The organism is Mesorhizobium qingshengii, from assembly GCF_900103325.1.
Classification (GTDB): domain Bacteria; phylum Pseudomonadota; class Alphaproteobacteria; order Rhizobiales; family Rhizobiaceae; genus Mesorhizobium; species Mesorhizobium qingshengii.
In genome coordinates this window covers 20,932-38,883 of record NZ_FMXM01000032.1, presented here as the reverse complement: position 1 = coordinate 38,883, position 17,952 = coordinate 20,932, and the positions used below count along the sequence as shown (strand labels likewise).

Here is a 17,952-nt window from a genome sequence, read left to right as displayed (position 1 = left end):
GAGCCGGTTGCACCAGTCGAACCTGTCGCTCCCGTGTCGCCAGTCGCACCAGTTGCACCTGTAGAGCCTGTTGCACCGGTCGAACCAGTCGCACCTGTGGCTCCGGTTGCGCCAGTGGAGCCCGTTGCACCGGTCCCGCCTGAAGCACCCGTGGCGCCGGTCGCACCTGTGTCACCAGTTGCGCCAGTGGCTCCCGTCGCGCCCGTCGCACCTGCGCCGGTCGCACCCGTGGCGCCTGTCGCACCCGTGGCGCCGGTCGCACCCGCGGGGCCCGTCGGGCCTACTTGACTCGTGACATTGAAACTGCCCCCATTGAAGTTATTGTTATTGGTGGGATTGGCAGCACCGCCCGTGAAAACATAAGTATTACCGGCGCCAGGTACAAGTGTACCCATTACGCCGAAGTTGGCGTTGTAGATGGTATAATTATGAGTAGTGTCTGGTATTGTTATCGTTGCAGCAAACGCAAAGACCAATCCGTTTGTTGCGGATGGAAGTTGGAAGCTGCCAACCACTGTATCAGGATTGAGTGTTGTATCCACCAGATAATACGTATTGACATTACTGCTGTTGCCAGAACCAGTAATCGTACCCGTGAGTGTCAGATCCCCTGCTACCAGCACCCCGGTGTAACTTGCCACGCCAATTGAGGTTAGCGGCGGCAGGGGCCTGGACGCGCTCGCGCGTGCGGACAGTTCCCAGGCGCCGCCCAGAGCGGCTGCGCCAACCAGCGACCTGGATGCGCAAACGTCCGCGCCTACGGCCTCTTCCAGCGCCGTTACGAACGTATCGCCAACATCCGCCGATGCCGTCTCGCAGCTCCACAACCGCAGCTCACCGTCCGCGGCAAGGGCCCTGCCGATCGCGGCAAAATCCTCAGCCGCTTCCTTCAATGTGGCGACCGTCCACTCTCCTGCAGCAAAGCTGACTCGTCCGGGTGCGCCATGCGCGATGATGTGGACCGCGTCGAGCCCTTCGTGTCCCGCGAGCAGCGCAGCGATCTGCGGCGCCGCTTGGCGGCTACCATCGAGCACGAAAGCCTGAACTTCGGGCCGCACGTTGCTGAGAACGGTCTTGAGGTCGGAGACCGAAGGATCGACAAAAAGAATTTCAGAGGCACGGGCCATGACTGGCTCCTGTTGGCTTCGAATTCAATTCAAGAGGAAACCGCCCGCCGGCATGGCCCGCGAGCGCTGGAGAGGAGGGGTTTGGGAGCGGTCAACTTCCGGACGGCCCGACAGCGCCGTCGGGACGTTCAACGGCTGAGGTCTCTACGCGGAGGAGGCTGGCGACCTGGAAATTCCCACTATCGTCAAACGTTCCGATCGCAAAAGAGCCGGCATTGCTTGGAACCTTGACGGTGATAGCGACGGCGAGGCTTCGCTTGACGGCGGCGGGAAGGATGACCTGACCGACGATCGCGCTCTTAGCCGTGTCCAGAATAAAATAGGTTACATTTCCGGTCGCGTCGCCGATCGGCAGAACGCCCCGAACGGTGACTTCCATGACCGCAAAACCTGCTGTGAAGCTCATCGTGTCCTCCTTAGCCGGCGGCTGCGCCGCGTGTCTTGTTTCGTATCCTTAGGTTTCACTCGCTGCCGAGCGCCCGCGCTCGCTGAGGCCGGTCGCAGCTCCTATCGGCGCTCGAGCCGCGCGCATCGGCGTATCGATAAAGTGCTGACCCACGCTGCCGGCAGATCCGTGAGCCAACCGGCGCCGCACAGGGCGAGACGGGCGCGCAAGACTTGACGGGCTCTTCGTGCCGCTCGATTGAACGGCGCCCCGCTTGTCTTCACTGAGGTGGGAGTGGAGTTCGCAACTGTACGGCGGTCCACAGGGTGCCGAGCAATGCCCGTCAATCGCGGGGCAATCCTTGCTGGCGACCAGGTGCGGATAATTGAGGGGTTGATCGAAGCGGAAACCTGCGTCGCGGGCGCATCGTTTCGTACTTGGTATCACACCAACCACAGCCAACCCCCAACACGCGTGTCTCGATTTCTCGACGACAAGTTGCGAGGGAATCGACTACTTGCGGGGGAACATCAGGTTAGGAAACGCTGGCCTTGACTTAAGGCACTACGACGTCTTCTTTGCATGCCACCAAACACTCTCCGCGCCCTCACGCACGAAGTGACTTGCTCCAGATACTCTCCTGGCTTCGCAGACGGCGCGGACACCGACAGGCCTACACTGCCCGATCCACGGAAACCCTCCCATATGTAAGATATTAGTAAATTATAAAATTAGTAACTTGTAAATAACCTGTTTACGATTTGTTAATTGCGGGTTCCGCAGTCAGCTATTTTTGGTTGAATCGAAATAGCGATTGTGGGCCAAAAGCATCGAAAAATCCGAGACTTAAAGGTACCGCCCCCTCTTTCGCGTCGAACCTCTGATATCACGGCGAAGTATTAGATTAAGCCGACGGGAGCGTTTGTTCGCCAACGCCTGGGTGCAAGATGACCGCGAGACCCTTGCTGCGGCGGAAGGTGCTGGCTAACAATGGATAGCGCTGAGGTCGCGTTTGCAAGGGAAGGGCTGAGGTCGCGTTTGCAAGGGAAGGGATGAGCGATACTTTGCACAAAGGTCATGCAAAATGGCCGGGACAGGAGGCAATGCACATGGGGCATAAAGGTCGGACAAGTCCGCATCGGATCGGATCGCTGTCCCAATTAACCCCCCGGCACAAATGTGGCCGCCTCAGCCCGCAGTCCTGCGGAGAGCCAATAGTCAGCACATGACAAGCGGCAAGCGCCTCTGCCTCAACATGATCGTCAAGAACGAGATGGCGAACCTTCAACGCTGTCTCGGGGCGGTTGTCGACCACATCGACTGCTGGGTCATTGGCGACACTGGCTCGACCGACGGGACCCAGGCTTTCATCAAATCGTTCTTCGCCGCCCGCAACCTGCCGGGCGAGCTGCACGAATTCCCATTCCATAACTTTGAGCAGGCGCGCAACGCGGCGCTCGATCACGCCTATGCCTCGCCGCTCGCCTATGACTATCTGCTGTTTGACGACGCCGACATGGAGCTTATGGTCGAGGATAGGGGCTTCCGCGAGGGGCTCGACGGCCCGGGCTACCGGCTGCTGCAACGCTCGGATTCCGGCCTCGCCTATTGGAACACGCGCCTTGCCAGGCGCGACGCCGGTGCGCGCTACCGTGGCGTGACCCACGAATATCTCGACGTCCCCGGTGGCGTGCAGGAACTGCGCAGCGCCTGGTACAAGGACCACGCCAGCGGATCGAACCGCGTCGACAAGTTCGAACGAGACATCAAGCTCTTGCTGGAAGCGCTTGAGAAGGATCCGGAGAACCACAGATACTGGTTTTACCTGGCGCAATCCTATCGCGACGCCGGGCGGACGGCGGAGGCCGCGGTGGCCTACGCCAAACGCGCCGAGATGGGCGGCTGGAACGAAGAGGCATGGAATGCTCGCCTGGAGGAGGCTCGCTGCCTGCGTAAACTCGGCGACGATGCGGGTTTCATCTCCCAGGCATTGGCCGCCTTCGACCAACGCCCGCAGCGCGCCGAACCGCTTTATGACCTTGCGCGATTCTATCGCGAGAAAGGGATGAACGATGCCAGCGTGTTGTTCTCCGAAGCAGGGCTGGCGATCAAGCGGCCGGAACAGGACATCCTGTTCCTCGAGGATTTCGTCTACACGACAGGCCTGCGCGAAGAGTATGCGATCGCGGCGAATTATGCGCGCGACCCAGTGCGCAAGGATCGCGGTTTCGCGACATGCAACTGGTTAGCGCTGGACCGTAGCATCGGCGATGGACCCAGGGATCTCGCTTGGTCCAACCTCATCTTTTATGTCCAACCTGCCAAGACGACGATGCCATCCTTCAGCGCTCATCCGATCGTTTTCGCTGCGCCCGAGGGCTACAGGCCGTCAAGCCCCTCGGTGGCGCGCCTGGGCAAGGAGATTGTGCTTGCTCAAGCAGCGGTGAACTTCACCGCAAGCGAAGACGGCGCCCATCGCCGGACGAAAGGCGGCGAGGCGATCCTCGCTCGGAATTTCCTTCTGCGGTTGACCGATGGGCTCGCCGTCCGATCGACAACCGAGATGCTGCCTCCGACAAACATGCGCGAGGCCGGCGTCGAGGACCTGCGTCTGTTCGCCTGGAAAGATAAGCTGTGGGGCTCGGCCTCCGTTGGCGATCTGGCGGACAGCGAGGGCAAGCAGGTCATCATGCGCGTCGACGACAGCGAACCCGGCCACCACCGGATGACCGACCTGCGCGTGCTGCCGGCGACGGGGCCGAGCGCGCCTGACAGGAAATGGATGACGCAGGTCACATCAGGCGAAGCCGGCGAGGAGCGGCTGCAGTTCGTCTATTTCGGCGATCCAATTCGGGTGGCGAATGAGCAAGCTGGAACGATCAGCGACACATCTCCTGGAATTGCGGTCCAACGATTCAGCGGCGAAAGCCAACTGGTCGCTTTCGCCGGCGGTTGGCTAATGTTGATTCACGAGGTGCAATGGAGACCCTTCGAGAGCAGGCGATACTGCCTGCATCGGTTTGTTTGGTTCGACGCAATGAACCTGCTGCAAAAGGTAAGCCGTCCCTTTTACTTCAACGAGAAGGGCGTCGAGTTCGCTGCCGGCCTGGCCTGGCATCCCGATGAGAAGCGCTTGCTGATTTCCTACAGCGTTGCCGACAGCGAGTGCTGGATCGCGACCATCGATGAGGCGGATGTGGGAGGGATGCTAGAGGATGTGGATCGCCTGTCATCGGGCGTGGCTGATCCAGGGACGAAGCAGAGACTGTCGACGCCGGCCTTGCTCGCCCAACCAGATCCTCCAACGAAAGCCGGGAACAAGCCCGGCCGCGCCGACGATGGGGCCATGGGGGATGCAAACCGGGCGCCGTTGGAAAGCAAGGACTTTGGCGCCGGCAGCATGAAATCGACAGAAGAGATCTTTCATGAGCTCGCGCCGTTTCTGCGCGACGTCGATTCTCCGATGGAACGACGGCAACGATCGCGCCAGTTCGACTCGCGGATTTATCCCTTCCTTGGCAGCGACGACCCCGCACTTCCGCAGATCAACTGCTTCTATGAAGTGATGTCCGACAAAGCCGAACATCGTACCTTGATTGCCGCCACAACGTCGATGCGAGCGGCTGGCCATCCGGTGCGGGTGTGGAGCTATGCGCCAGAGAAGCTCGAATTCCTCGTCCCGCACGGGATCGAAGTGCGCAATGCCGACGACGTCATGCCGCGCGCCCTGTTCGACCGCATCGTCGCCGGCTCCGAGATCAGATATTTCAGCGATATTTTCCGCTACGCCCTGCTCTACGAACATGGCGGCCTGTGGATGGATTCCGACGTCATCCTGCTGCGCCCGTTCCCCTTTTGCGGCAATCACTTTTTCAATCTGCAATGGCGGGGAGCGCACAAGGGCCACTTCATCTGCGGCAACGTCATGTACGCCAAGCCATTCAGCCGCCACCTCAGGGCGCTATACGAAATGTCGCTCGAGCGTTTCCATGAAGCGCGCGGCAAGCAGTTCGGCGACATCGGCCCCAAGCTTCTGTCCGACTACATTGCCTCCGATGCGGGAGCCGAGCTGCGGGAATGGGTGTTCAGCCCGATGTTCTTCAACACCATCGATTGGACGGAGATCGACCGGTTCGAGAAGCCGATAGATGAATTGGCCGAATATCTGAATGATGAGCGAGTGTTCGGCATCCATCTGTGGACGGCGCGCAATGAGGCCAGGCCGGGTGGCGAAGGGGCGCCAATAATCTCCCTCCTGATCAACCCGCTCGACAGCTTCCCAACACTCACAAGTCTCGCCGACCGCTTCAATACGGACAAGAACCGACAAACCGGGAACCGACACGCCTATGCCCGGATCTACGATCGCCTGCTGTCAGGCCGAAGGCTGTCCATGCGGCGGCTCATGGAAATCGGTCTTTGTCGCAGGCTGGCGGACAAACAGGGCGAGACGCCCTCGGTCAGCCTGTGGCAAAGCTATTTTCCGTTCTGCCAGGTGATCGGTGTCGACCTGACGGATTTTTCTCGCCTGAACAATAAACGGTTCAAGTCGTTTGTCGGAGACCAATCCAAGGTTGACGACCTGCGCAGGGTCGCGGCGAAACTCGAGCCCAGGTCGTTCGACGCAATCATCGACGATGGCAGCCATGCCTCGTTCGACGAACAGCTCACGCTGCGCGAGTTCTTTCCGCTGCTCGCCGAGGGCGGATGGTATTTCCTCGAAGACCTTGACTGGCAGCCGCCCGGCGAGGACCTAGGCAAAATCACGCTGACCAAGACCCTGCTTCGGGAGATCAAGGAACAAGGGACGGCCCGCTCGGTCGATCCGTTGGGGGTGAGCGCATTTGCCGGTCAGTTCGCCGAGATCCTGTTCTTCGATAGCCACTATGAGCTAAACCGAGCAAACCTGCTCGGTGGTCTGGTGGCTATCCGCAAGGGCGCGTCGGGCATGTCTGCCAGGCGAAGTCTTGCTCCATCGTGTGAGTGAGCAGAGCACCGTGAAAGTCGCCGTCTACACCATCGCCTTGAACGAAGCCGCAAACGTGGAGCGCTGGGCCAATTCAGCCGTCGATGCCGACTATCGCATTGTGGCCGACACCGGCAGCACCGATGACACGGTGGAACGGCTGACCGCTGCTGGCGTTACCGTGCACCGGATATCGATCCGCCCATGGCGTTTCGACGACGCGCGCAATGCTGCAATGGCTGTTATCCCCGCCGACGTTGATGTGTGCTGCACAATGGACATGGACCGGTTTCTCCAGCCCGGCTGGCGGGCGAAGCTCGAGGCGGCCTGGACCCCCGAGACGACAGCCCTCTATTGTCAGACGGTCTACAGATCGAGCGTGGATGAGCTGACACCGTTACGAAGCTGGCCGGCGAAGAACTTTCACCATCGCTGGGGATATCGCTTCAAGCGGCCTGTCCATGAGGCCTTGTGCTTCACCGGCGATAGGGAGGTCACTACGAACAGCAGCGACATCGTGATGTTCGAAGTGCAGGACCTCACCAAGCCAACAAGGAGCAGTTACCTGCCGCTGATGGAAGTAGCGCACAAGGAAGATCCCGACGACGCGCAGATCTGCTTCTGGCTTGCGCGGGAATTGATGTGGGCCGACCAGCAAGAGCGGGCCGTCCAACTGCTTGAGCGCTACCTGGCGTTGCCAACAAGCACGTGGGACGAAGAGCGATCCGAGGCGATGCGTTATATCGCACGCATGCGACCGGAAAAGAAATTGCCCTGGCTGGACAAGGCGCGGATGGAAGCGCCGCACCGCCGGGAGATCTGGCTCGACCTCGCCGAGGAACTCCACGGTAAAGCAGACTGGGTAAATTTGTTCTGGGCTTGCACCAATGGGATCGAGAAGACTCGCAGAACCGGGAGCTATCTGGACGACGTGCATTGCTGGGGGTTCCGGCTGTTCGACCTCGGCGCCATTGCAGCATGGAAGCTCAATTTGATGGATCGAGCTGTGGAATGGGGGCAAAAAGCGGTCGAACTGGATACGGGCAATCAGCGTCTCAAAAACAACCTTGATTTCTTCATAGAACTGCGGGGGCAACGCCGGTAGGCTGGCAATACCGAGGGGTTAAGTCGTATACAAAAAGATTCATGTGAGATACGTGGCGTGATCGAATATATCGTCGACGAGTTTGGACGTCTTACTGAAGTGCCGGTATTTAGGCCTGTAGTGTATACGACGGTATATGGGTCAGATCCTTATTATGATTGCCTTCGGCAATTTCTGTTATCACTAGAAACCTACGGGAACTACCGTGGTAGCATCAAAATCGCTTCGGATCGCAGCTTCGACCAAGTTCTGCAATATGTGCCTGAATCAGCAAAAAATAGGGTCATGCATGTCCCCATTAGCAGAGGCGACTGGATGCAGCGATATGACGTAGATGCCCTAGGTCTGATGGAATATTCCCCCATACTTCAGATGGATAGCGACATTGTTATTGACCGAGATATCAATCCTGCCCTTCGTGCAATTTGTTCTCGTCGTCAAGTCTGCGTGACGACGGAGATTGACACATATCCGGAACTAGCGCTGAACAAAATTTCGCAGGTTGTCGATCATCGTCGGGTGGGCAATTGGTGGGGCCTCGAAATTTTGCGATCAGACCCGTCTTGCTCGGAAGAATTTCTTCCACTCGCCAACGCAGGCATCATGGGGTTTAGCGATCATTCTGTTTTTGCGCTGGTGGCGCGACTAGTTACAGAGTTGTATGGATCGTCCCTACATGCTTCGATCGCTGATTGGTTCGGCGATCAGCCTTTCTTAAATTATGTCTTGGTGAAAACCAAGCTCGGAGAATATGACGTACTTAAAGACACATGTAGATTTTTGGGATCATCGATGAATCTCCCACAAGATAGACTTGGATTTGCACATTTTATTTGGGCTAGGAACGAAGAAAAATCAGAAATAATGCGTAAATATTTGCGCTACTTAGATGAGAATACATAAATATATATTTGGAGGTTTTGTCGAAGTTCGACCTCTCCGGTTCAATTGCTTTGAACTCTGTTTCTGGGGGCAGCCTGGAGAGAACCTGGCTTACGACTGGTTGTTCTCCCGTTGACACGCCGGTCAATCAACGGCGCAGCACTACAAGGTAATCGCTGGAAAAACCGAGATGGAGTGAGAAACCCTCCACGATAAGCTTTCGCATCATGGCGTCTGTTGCGGCCTCTCTTGAATCCCGACAATGCGTCTCTAAGATAATCAGGCGAATGCCTGACAAGTCTGCCTGCTCCAGAAGCTCAATCTCTCCACCTTCGATGTCACAGATCAAAACATTTGCCCCGTGGGCGCATATTTCGTCCTCAAGGCAGTAGACGGGAACTTGTACCGTTCCGGCAATTCCCGGCGAGGTCGGGGACGCATCGAGCCTGGAAGACCAGAAAGCCTCATCGATATAGAAATCCACCGTCTCACCAACTCCGGCGATCATCCGCCGGTTTTTCAACACACCGTTTCGCGAGATGATCTGGGAAAGGCGATTCCGGCTGAAGTTTTGCCGAGCGTCGTCAACGATATCAGGATTGGCGTCGAAGGTTAGGACATTTTCAGCGCCGACGATGAGTGCTGCCGTCATTGACACGATTCCAATGGCCGTTCCCGCTTCGATAACGCGGTCAGACGGTCGAACCAGTTCGGCGGTTAGCTGCCGCTCGCGACGCTCATAGGAACCGTTGTCAAGGGAAGAAATAATGGGCGGGGCATAATTACGGGTGTCGACGAACACACTAAACCCGTCAATTATCGACACATGTCCTTCTCGACCATCGGGAATGGCCCATCGCTCACGCTCTGCAGCGGCTTCGTCCTCCACTATTCGTTCACGGATGTCCCGATCGAGAGGAACGCCAAAGACTTGGCATTCGTTAAAGTGCAGCCATTCGTAGCCATCAAGTCGCACTCGTACGAATCGGGCCCGTTGGTTGCCAATGGTCTCGACGACATAAGGGTGCGGATAGGTATCGCCAAACACCGTACTGTCGATCTTCCTGTAGAAAGTTGACCAGTGGTGGCCGTCCAGCGACCTTAATAGGCTGAAGCGCTTCAGCCTTTGCGCTTCGTGTTGCCGGTTATAGATGACAACCCGACGGATAAGGAATTCGTCTTCTAGATTGACCTGCCACCATGGGTTCTGCTCCCTGTCAGTGTGAAACCCCATGTCGCCAGAAATGTTGCCGTTGTTTGCACCCCTGGCGTCTTCCTCGGGTAGCCGACTGGATGACCACTCCGAAGTCGAACTTTGTAACGCCGGCTTGTCCATTGCTAGGTTGATCACATAAACATCCCATTGACCGTTTGCCGCAAGTTCATCATCCGCGAAAGCGAGTCTGCCAAACGTAGGCGAGAAACGCGTCCGTCAGTGACTCGCTCTAGAACTCCCCTTCAGGTTTAACTGCGCTAACCGATGCCCGGTGGCACTTGAAGAAGGATACGTCATGTTGACGGCACAATCGACACCTTCATTTCGAGCTTTGACGCCGAAACAGAAAAATCGATAAGGTCAATCGAACCGTAGACGCGAGCAGGTAATATGGTTCCAGGCGATCGGACACAGGAATCGAAGTGCTACGGCGAGATTTCGTTACCCTGTTGGGGGGCTTTGCGGGTGCAGTGATCGGCCGCGACGCGGTGGGAAAGGGTTCAGCTGTCTTGACACCGCCAACTACTGCGTCTCCATCCCTACTCGCCGCCCCGATCGAACTCGCCGGCGATTGGGGCCACATGCTGCCCCGCTCGGCCGAACAGGTCGTTGAGCGTATGCGCCACGCCTGCCTGGATGGCGTCCGCCTCGTCTCGGACCGCCAGCCGAGACGGCTGCGTGTCGACGAGCACACTTCTGGCACGCCGGCCATCTGGCTGCATCCGGACGGCAGCAGCATGGCCTGGATCATCGTGGACATCGGCGAGCGGGACTGGTCGAAGCTCGCCTACCAGTTCGGCCACGAGCTCGGCCATGTGCTCTGCAACAGCTGGCAGCCGGACGCCAAGCCGGCGCCCCCCTGCCAATGGCTCGAGGAAGCCATGGTGGAGGCCCATTCGCTGCGCGGGCTACGGCATCTGGCGAGAAGCTGGAAGGAGGACCCGCCCTTCGCCGGTGACAACGCCTTCGGCGATGCCATCGCCCGGTACCGCCAGGACATCATTGACCGCTATACTGGGCTGGCCGACAGCCAAGGGCTCGCCGGCGACGCCGCGAAGTGGTTCGCGGACAATCGCAGCGAAATCGAAATACCAGGACTCAATCCTTTCGCCCAGGCGATGTCGGTGACCATCCTCGCCGAATACGACCGCGCGCCGGACTGCGTCGAGGCATTGGGCGCACTAAATCGCTGGCCCGGCCGTACCGGTGTCCCGATCGCCGAGTATCTGCGGCGATGGGAGGCGAACTGTCTTGAGCTGCAGGCTTCGCCCAGATTACCGGTCCGCCTGCGCGAGCTGCTTCGCATCGCGTGATCAGCCGCAAACCCGCCACCATAGTCGCAAGGGGGTGCGAGAACCGGCCGGCACGGCAGCGACGACGGTCCCGCTCGCGCCCTCAGCTGTCGTACGAAGTTACGGAGAGCCGGACAATATCGGCACGTCGACCAGCCCCCGCCCGTCCGACAGATCGTGGCGGGTTGCCCTTATCTCGATCAGCACGCGGCCGTCATACGAAGAGGGCACGCTGGGGGGCGCGAGCCAAGTGAACTCCGCTAACCCGTCCTCCCCAGTGATCAGCCTCGTTGCGGTGGCGAAGGCCCCGGCGCTCGCTCCTACGACCACCGCTACGTTCTCAAGAGGTCGGCCCTGCGAGTCGGCGGCCTTGATCGTCAGCGTCGTGCGCTTGCCCGGAGCCAATCCGCCGGGGGTGGCATAGGCTGTGACGATGATGGGTGCGCCGGTTCCGTTCGCCTTAAGCCAGCTGTGGACGCGGTCGTTGGTGTCGATCCCGACATCGATGATATTGTCTGGCACGCGGCCAAGCGGCAGGCTGAAAGGGTAGACCGCGCGATAGGCGTCGAGGTCCCGGCTGGTACCGGAACTCACCATGCCGTCACGGTACCAAGCATAGACACGGTCATCTTGCGCGATGCCGATCCCCACGATATCCAGGGCGACTCGCCCAGGTGCCAGCGTGAATGAAGCGGGCGGACGATAGGCGCCGAGATCGCGGGTCGTGCCGGCGCTGACAGTCCCGTCGCGATACCAAGCATAGACATGGTCGTCACTGGCGATGTCGACGGCAAGGATGTCCTTGGGCGTGCGTCCGCCGGGTATGGAATAGGGGTAGGGTGCGCGGTAGCGGCCGAGATCAGCAGCGGTTCCCGAACTCACCATGCCATCCCGATACCAAGCATAGACATGGTTATCGCTTGCGATGCCCATGCCAACAATGTCGTCGCTGCGGCGTCCTGGCTGGAAGAAATACGGTGGCTCATGGGCATCCAGGGCGCGCGTGGAGCCGGTCATCGCAACTGCCGGTCCGACCATGGACGGACCCTGCATCGGCGGGACGTCGACGTACAGGCGTGCATTGTTGGACGCACGCGAAATGTGCCAGATGGCGATGCCGCTGGGCGTACCGTCCCCCCAGACCAAGCGGCCAGGTGAAGAATAAGGCGTCGGGGCGTAGCCGGTGGCGACCGAGTCGCCATCGAACAGCGCATCATCGCGGCTTGGACACTGCCCGGGTGTCAGCTGTTGGGATGGTGGCGGACCGCCGGCCCAGACAAGGTCGATTGTCTTGCGCGCCCAGTTGCCGGAGGTGTCGCGCTCCGAAACCCGCCAGATTGCCAGACCTCGCATGGTCAGGAAGTCCTCGTGGGATTGTCCCGGCCACCGGTTCTCGACGATGAAGTAGTCCCGCGCCCCCCGCTTGGGGTCGTGGAGGATCAGTGCTTGCGGCCAAGTTTCTACGTCGGAGAGCGCATACCAGCCGTCTTCGTTTATCACCGTCGGCTTCAACCATCCGAGCTTCATCTTCCCCCAGGGATCGAGGTGCGTTCCGTCGCCCTGATCGCACATCAGCGACAGCGCACCGACACCGGGATAGCCCGCTTTGTCCACATAGAGATCGCCGAGCCTGAAAATCTGATGCGCCAGTTCATGCGCCATCAGCGCCCAGGACGATTGGTCTCCCGCGCGCGCCAGCATGTTCAGTTGCACTCCCTTCGAGAGGCTTGGAACCTTGACCAGGGCCGGGTCGGTTTCCCGGCCGATGCCTCCATAGACGCCTGGATAGATCCAGATCACGCCTAGCTCGTCTTCGGTCACCCGGCCATCATTGTTCCGGTCGTAGCGGGAGAAACGGAATGTCGTCATCGCCTCGACCTGCCGGATAATCCATGCGCCCTTCTTGTAGATATCCGAGGTGTGGATGAAGGCATGCGAGGATTCGTCGACTGCGGTCGCCGGATCATCGCGTGCCACTAACCACGGCGTGACCATTGCTTCCTCGATGTTGAACGCACCGTAGGAAATCTCATTGAAGTACGTGCTAACACTCTTCCGTGGTCCGAAGATCTGCTTGCGGAGACGGTCCCTGGACAGCGCGTCGATCTGTGCTTGGGTGAGGTTCTGTATCTGCGGGGTGCCGGGGGGCAGATATGGCGAGTCGGACGGACTGTCCGGACGCAGAAGGATCACAAGGACCGGCAACGTGCCCGTCACCTGCCGGACGCCGGCGAACGGCGCGACGAAATCGCTCGCGACCGAAGGCATCATCCCTCCCGGGAGAGTCAAGGCCGCAACTGCGAGGATCAGCTTTACCAATGTGCCACGGAGCAACCGGAATGGCCGATTCGGCAGGCAATTCTGGATGGACATGGCAAACCCCCACAAGCATACGATCACAATTCAATCCGATATCTGGCGGGGGGCGCATTGCTCTGGATCAATATGGCGATGCAACACGCAGTGCGCGGCGTCGTGTCAACGGGGGAGCAATTCCAGGCCAGCGCGGCGGAGCAAAAGCAGGACATTGACGTGAGATGGGTGCGACATGGGAAAGGGCTCGAATCGGGCCCTTTCCCATGTCGCAGCTTTTGTTGAGATCAGGCTTCGGAGATGTCGCCGGTTTCTGTGGCGATGATTTCGGCGGTGGCCTGGTTTTACTCCGCCGCGTCGGCCGAAGTTCTGCGGCGACCGGAGGATTGCTTGAGCCGGTAGCTGTCGCCGTTCATGGTCAGGATGTGGATGTGAAGGGTCAGCCGGTCGAGTATCGCGCCGGTGAGCCGCTCAGACCCCAGGACCGACGTCCCGTCTTCAAAGGGCAGGTTTGAAGTGACGATGGTCGAACCCCCGCTCTGAGAGAAGACCTCGAACAGGAGCTCCGCTCCCGTCGGCGACAGCGGGACAAAGCCGAATTTCGTCGACGACGAGCAGTTTCACCGCCTGCAGACGCTGCAGCTTCAGCAGACGTCTCTCGTCACGTGCCTACATGTGCTGGTGCACCAGGGCCGCCGCGGTGGTGAAGCCGACGGGGAATCCCTTCTGGCAGGCGGCAAGGCCAAGAGCGAGGCGACGTGGGTCTTGCCGGTGCCCTGGCAGATCTTCCCGAGGGCAGACTGTTCTATGCCAAGCCCTATGACCATGCCGCGATAGCCGCATCGTTGCGTGACCTGCTTTCAAGCTAGTAGCTCCACCGACTGCCGATTCTCCTCATCTGGGACGGCGGAACGGCGCCTCCTCAACGTCGTTAGCTTCATTGAGCGAGGCGGTCCGGGTTCACTTTCAAAGTGACCACGAGGCCGTCGCTTTCCCATTCATAGGTGATGGCGCCGCGCAAGTGCCCTGTAACGCTGCGCTCCAGCAACTTGCTTCCGTAGCCGGTTCCTTGACTTGCGGCCCTTCACACTCCGTCCAGACTATCGTGACGGCTTCGTTCCGCGCGGAACACGAGATATCCCGTGTGCCTGTATCGACCGACAGGGCGACCGTTGGCTCGCTACATGGCCAACTAGGCAATGCCGTGGATCGCTTGCTACGCTATGTCGCCGGGAGCGTCGGATTCATCGACTTCAGGGGGGCTACAACCCGAACCCATGGCGCCCCTATCCGGCCCTGACGATCCGGAATCCTTCGAGCTCGGCAATGACCGGCAGGCCGTTCCATCGCTCTATGTCGTGCAGGACGATCAATCGCCCAAGATCGCCGCCAATCTCGGTGTTGATGCGGTCGATGGTCTTCAACTGCTCCCAGACGCTGCCAACGGCATTGTTCAGCGGCGCGTAGACGCCGTCGTGCTTGTGTCCGGTGATCTGGCGGGTGGAATAGACACAGTCGCCGGAGATCACCAGTCTGCCCCGTGCAGACTGGACGATGACGAATTGCTGTCCGATGGTGTGGCCGCTGCCCAGTCGCACATGGATGCCCGGCAGTACGTCGTCCTTGTCGCCGTCGATCAACGAGACGCGGTGTTCGACCGATGCGTCAAGGGCGGCGCGCAGGGTATCCGGATCGATGATGGCGGTGAGATAGCCGAAACGGGGGGGCAATGCGATCGCCTCGTACCAGGACAGCAACTCGCTTTTCTGGATGTGGAGATTTGCATTCGGAAACTCGGCGATCGATCCCATGTGATCGAAATGCGCATGGGTCACGAAAATGTCCGTGATCGCGTCGGGGCCAACGCCAAGCTCGGCGAGCATGCGAACCGGGGAGATCCAGTAGGGAATGCCAAATTTCAGCGAGAAGGCCGTGCTGGATTCCTGAATGAACCCGGTGTCGACCAGCACGTTGCGGTCGCCACGCTTCAGCAGGACAAAGGAAAAGGGCAGATCGACCTTGCCATCCTCATACATGCCGGCGACGAGATCCACCCAGGGCTGCTGCCTGGAGCGGGCGAATTCGACGACATAGACCTCCCAATGCATGTTTTCGCCTGTCATCGCTTTCTCCTTCAACGCTCCGCCAGCGATCGGCCCAGGCTCGCCATGCCCACCGCAATGATCAGAATGGCGCCCTGCAGCACATATTGCGAGAATGTCGGGGCGCCGAAAATGTTAAGGCCATTGAAGCCGAAGGCGATGATGAGGGCGCCGACCAGCGTGCCGAGCACATGGAATTCGCCGTCACGCAGGGTTGCAGAGCCCAGGAACACCGCTGCGAATGCGGTGAGCAGGTAGGAATCGGCGGCACTTGCCGTGCCACTGCCGAGCCGTGAGGCAAGCAGGATCCCGGTCAGTGCGGCGCACATTCCCGAAATGACGAAGCCGAGGATCTTGATGCGGTCGACATTCACCCCGGCAAGGCGGGCGGCCACGGCGTTGCCGCCCACAGCCTGAATCTCCTGGCCGAGCGGTGTCCGCTCGACCAGGACCCAAAGCCCACCGAGAACGACAATCATGACGATGATGTTGTTCGGGATGCCGAACAGCCAACGGCCAAGGGAAAGCTGGAGAAATGCCTCCGGCACGCCTGCCACGATGGGAACGCCGGCGGAATAGGCGAAGGCCAGGCCCGTAAGGATCGTTCCCACTCCCAGCGTCGCAATAACGGAATTGACCTTGACCTTGGTGACGATGAAGCCGTTGACGAGGCCGATCACCGCGCCCAAAGCGATGACGATAATCACCGCAAGCGGGATGGGCAGCTTGTCGTGGACGACAAGGCCGGTGATCAAAATGCCGTGCAGGCTGGCGGCGAAGCCTATGGACAGGTCGAGTTCGCCAACAACCACGGCAAGCGTCAGCCCGCCAGCAATGATCATGGCCAGCGAGGCCTGGTTCAGCACATTGGTAAAATTGCCCACGGTGGGAAAGGCGCCGGGCGACAGGATCGAAAATGTGACGATCATCGCCAGAAGTCCGATGATTGTCCCGTAGCGGGCAAAGATACCAAGCGCCGCCTTGGTTGAGGGCGACAGACGCCGGGCGCTTATCGCAATATCGCTCATGCCAGATGATCCTCCATCAGTGCTTCCGGCTCGACATAGCTTGCCTCGACGATCGCCTTTCGCGACACCCCTGCACCGCTCAGCTCGCGAACAATGCGGCCTTCCGCCATCACCAGAACGCGGTCGCACAGCTCGGGCAGTTCGTCCGGTTCCGACGAGATCACCAGCACCGCCATTCCGGATTCGGCTTGCTGGCGGATCAGCCGGTGAATCTCGGCGCGTGCTCCAATATCGACGCCTCGCGTCGGCTCATCGAGGATCAGCACCTTCGGGGTGCGCTGGAGCCAGCGGCCGATCGCAACTTTCTGCTGATTGCCGCCACTGAGACTGCCAACGGGCGTGCTTGCGCTACGCGCTTTTATCGACAGCGACCGCATGATCTCGCCGGCCATGGACGTCCGCGCGCCGCGGTTCATCAGCGGCAGGTATCGACCGATAACAACCTTGTCGAGATTGGCGATGCCCAGATTGAAGGCGATGCTTTTAGAGAGAAAGAGCGCTTCCGCACGCCGCTCCTCCGGGACCAGTCCAAGCCCGGCCTGGACGGCCGCCGCGGGGGAGGCGGGGGCATAGGGCCGACCGACGAGCGTCATCTCACCGCTGTGGGGCCGGTCTGCCCCAAAAAGCAGCCGGGCGAGCTCGGTTCGCCCGGCGCCGACAAGGCCCCCGATGCCCAACACTTCGCCGGCGTGGAGTTGAAGGCTGACGCCGAGGACTTTCGGCGCCCGCGTCAGCTTCTTGGCTTCCATCACAACACCGCCGCGCGGGCGTTCGGGGGCTGTCCGTTGAGCATCCCGAATTGCGCCGCCAACGATCGCCTCGACCAGCGCGGGGCGGCGCAGTGTGTCTCCGGCGAGCTCGGCCACCGAGCGGCCGTCGCGAAAGACCGATACGCGCGTGCACAGGCTCAGGATTTCGTCCAACCGATGCGAAATGTAGAGCACCGCCACGCCTGAGGCGGAAAGATCGCGCACGATTGCAAACAACCGTTCGGCCTCACTTGCCGCAAGCGATGCCGTCGGCTCATCCATGACGATCAGCCGCGCCTTGCGCACCAGCGCGCGGCAAATGTTGATCAGCCATATCTCGGCCGTGGAAAGGCCCTTCACGCCCGCGTTGAGCGGGGCGGATATGCCCACGCGCCTGGCGATCGGCGCAACGTCGCGCGCGATCGCACGCCAATCGGTCAGCCCAAAGCGCGTTTTCTTCGGGACGCCCAGCATTATGTTTTGCAGCACGTTCATGCCGGGCACAAACGCAAGCTCCTGATGGATGAAGCTCATGCCGAGTTCGGTTGCCCGCTGCGGGGTGCCAATCTCCTGGCTGTGGCCGTCGAGTTCGATTCGACCGGCATCGGGATGGTTCAGTCCGGCCAGGATACGGATGAAGGTCGACTTGCCCGCGCCATTGGCACCGACAAGACCGTGGATTTCACCGGGCGCAATGTCGAGCGATACGCCCTTCAGCGCTTGTGTGCCGCCGAAGGCCTTTGCGATGTCGCGTGCGACCAGGAATGGAGTTGTCATTTCAGCGCCG

Annotated in this window: 11 protein-coding genes and 2 pseudogenes; 5 read left to right on the top strand and 8 right to left on the bottom strand. The window is 59.9% G+C overall.

Annotated features, from left to right (window positions below; genetic code table 11):
- Together BLS48_RS35375 and BLS48_RS31510 are read right to left on the bottom strand one after the other, a co-directional pair.
- Window positions 1-1,127, bottom strand: a 1,127-nt coding sequence (locus tag BLS48_RS35375) for a DUF4347 domain-containing protein (protein WP_143019571.1), incomplete at its 3' end; no start/stop codon positions are given.
- Between the two features lie 91 nt (window positions 1,128-1,218).
- On the bottom strand, window positions 1,219-1,533 hold the full coding sequence (locus tag BLS48_RS31510) for a hypothetical protein (protein WP_143019570.1): 315 nt from the start codon (window positions 1,531-1,533) through the stop codon (window positions 1,219-1,221).
- A 1,156-nt stretch (window positions 1,534-2,689) separates the two neighbouring features.
- On the opposite strand from BLS48_RS31510, the pseudogene BLS48_RS36885 reads away from it, so the two are divergent.
- The 4 genes and pseudogenes from BLS48_RS36885 to BLS48_RS35365 form a co-directional block, all read left to right on the top strand.
- A pseudogene (locus tag BLS48_RS36885) lies at window positions 2,690-2,980 on the top strand (glycosyltransferase); the annotation flags it as partial.
- Between the two features lie 222 nt (window positions 2,981-3,202).
- Complete coding sequence (locus BLS48_RS31505) at window positions 3,203-6,499, top strand: glycosyltransferase (protein ID WP_143019568.1); 3,297 nt, start codon at window positions 3,203-3,205, stop codon at window positions 6,497-6,499.
- A 10-nt stretch (window positions 6,500-6,509) separates the two neighbouring features.
- Window positions 6,510-7,583 (top strand): tetratricopeptide repeat-containing glycosyltransferase, encoded by a 1,074-nt coding sequence (locus tag BLS48_RS31500; RefSeq protein WP_167365322.1) that lies wholly within the window; start codon window positions 6,510-6,512, stop codon window positions 7,581-7,583.
- A gap of 57 nt (window positions 7,584-7,640) precedes the next feature.
- Window positions 7,641-8,486, top strand: coding sequence for a hypothetical protein (locus BLS48_RS35365; protein WP_143019567.1), 846 nt, complete (start codon window positions 7,641-7,643; stop codon window positions 8,484-8,486).
- Between the two features lie 127 nt (window positions 8,487-8,613).
- On the opposite strand, the gene BLS48_RS31495 is transcribed toward BLS48_RS35365, so the two are convergent.
- Window positions 8,614-9,816 carry an FkbM family methyltransferase gene (locus BLS48_RS31495; protein WP_143019566.1) on the bottom strand — a complete coding sequence of 401 codons (1,203 nt, stop codon included), beginning with the start codon at window positions 9,814-9,816 and terminating at the stop codon, window positions 8,614-8,616.
- Window positions 9,817-10,262: 446 nt separating this feature from the next.
- Here BLS48_RS31495 and BLS48_RS31490 point away from each other — a divergent pair, with 446 nt between their 5' ends.
- Window positions 10,263-10,994 carry a hypothetical protein gene (locus BLS48_RS31490; protein WP_244529986.1) on the top strand — a complete coding sequence of 244 codons (732 nt, stop codon included), beginning with the start codon at window positions 10,263-10,265 and terminating at the stop codon, window positions 10,992-10,994.
- 99 nt (window positions 10,995-11,093) lie between these two features.
- Here the strand turns inward: BLS48_RS31490 and BLS48_RS31485 are convergent, their stop codons facing one another.
- The 5 genes and pseudogenes from BLS48_RS31485 to BLS48_RS31465 form a co-directional block, all read right to left on the bottom strand.
- Window positions 11,094-13,346, bottom strand: a complete 2,253-nt coding sequence (locus BLS48_RS31485) for an Ig-like domain-containing protein (RefSeq protein ID WP_143019565.1) — start codon at window positions 13,344-13,346, stop codon at window positions 11,094-11,096.
- 284 nt (window positions 13,347-13,630) lie between these two features.
- Window positions 13,631-14,062: pseudogene (locus tag BLS48_RS31480) on the bottom strand (ATP-binding protein); the annotation flags it as partial.
- Between the two features lie 510 nt (window positions 14,063-14,572).
- Window positions 14,573-15,409, bottom strand: a complete 837-nt coding sequence (locus BLS48_RS31475) for an N-acyl homoserine lactonase family protein (protein WP_091586118.1) — start codon at window positions 15,407-15,409, stop codon at window positions 14,573-14,575.
- 11 nt (window positions 15,410-15,420) lie between these two features.
- The gene (locus BLS48_RS31470; protein WP_091586103.1) at window positions 15,421-16,416 is read right to left on the bottom strand and encodes an ABC transporter permease; all 996 of its coding nucleotides are present in this window, start codon (window positions 16,414-16,416) and stop codon (window positions 15,421-15,423) included.
- Complete coding sequence (locus BLS48_RS31465) at window positions 16,413-17,942, bottom strand: sugar ABC transporter ATP-binding protein (protein WP_244529985.1); 1,530 nt, start codon at window positions 17,940-17,942, stop codon at window positions 16,413-16,415. Before BLS48_RS31465 ends, BLS48_RS31470 begins: the two co-directional genes overlap by 4 nt.
- Window positions 17,943-17,952 lie beyond the last annotated feature (10 nt).

Excerpts from the sequence above, each read along its gene's own strand:
- BLS48_RS31510 (WP_143019570.1), bottom strand. The coding sequence starts at position 1,533 with ATGAGCTTCACAGCAGGTTTTGCGGTCATGGAAGTCACCGTTCGGGGC.
- BLS48_RS31490 (WP_244529986.1), top strand. The coding sequence starts at position 10,263 with ATGCTGCCCCGCTCGGCCGAACAGGTCGTTGAGCGTATGCGCCACGCC.
- BLS48_RS31485 (WP_143019565.1), bottom strand. The coding sequence starts at position 13,346 with ATGTCCATCCAGAATTGCCTGCCGAATCGGCCATTCCGGTTGCTCCGT.
- BLS48_RS31475 (WP_091586118.1), bottom strand. The coding sequence starts at position 15,409 with ATGACAGGCGAAAACATGCATTGGGAGGTCTATGTCGTCGAATTCGCC.
- BLS48_RS31470 (WP_091586103.1), bottom strand. The coding sequence starts at position 16,416 with ATGAGCGATATTGCGATAAGCGCCCGGCGTCTGTCGCCCTCAACCAAG.
- BLS48_RS31465 (WP_244529985.1), bottom strand. The coding sequence starts at position 17,942 with ATGACAACTCCATTCCTGGTCGCACGCGACATCGCAAAGGCCTTCGGC.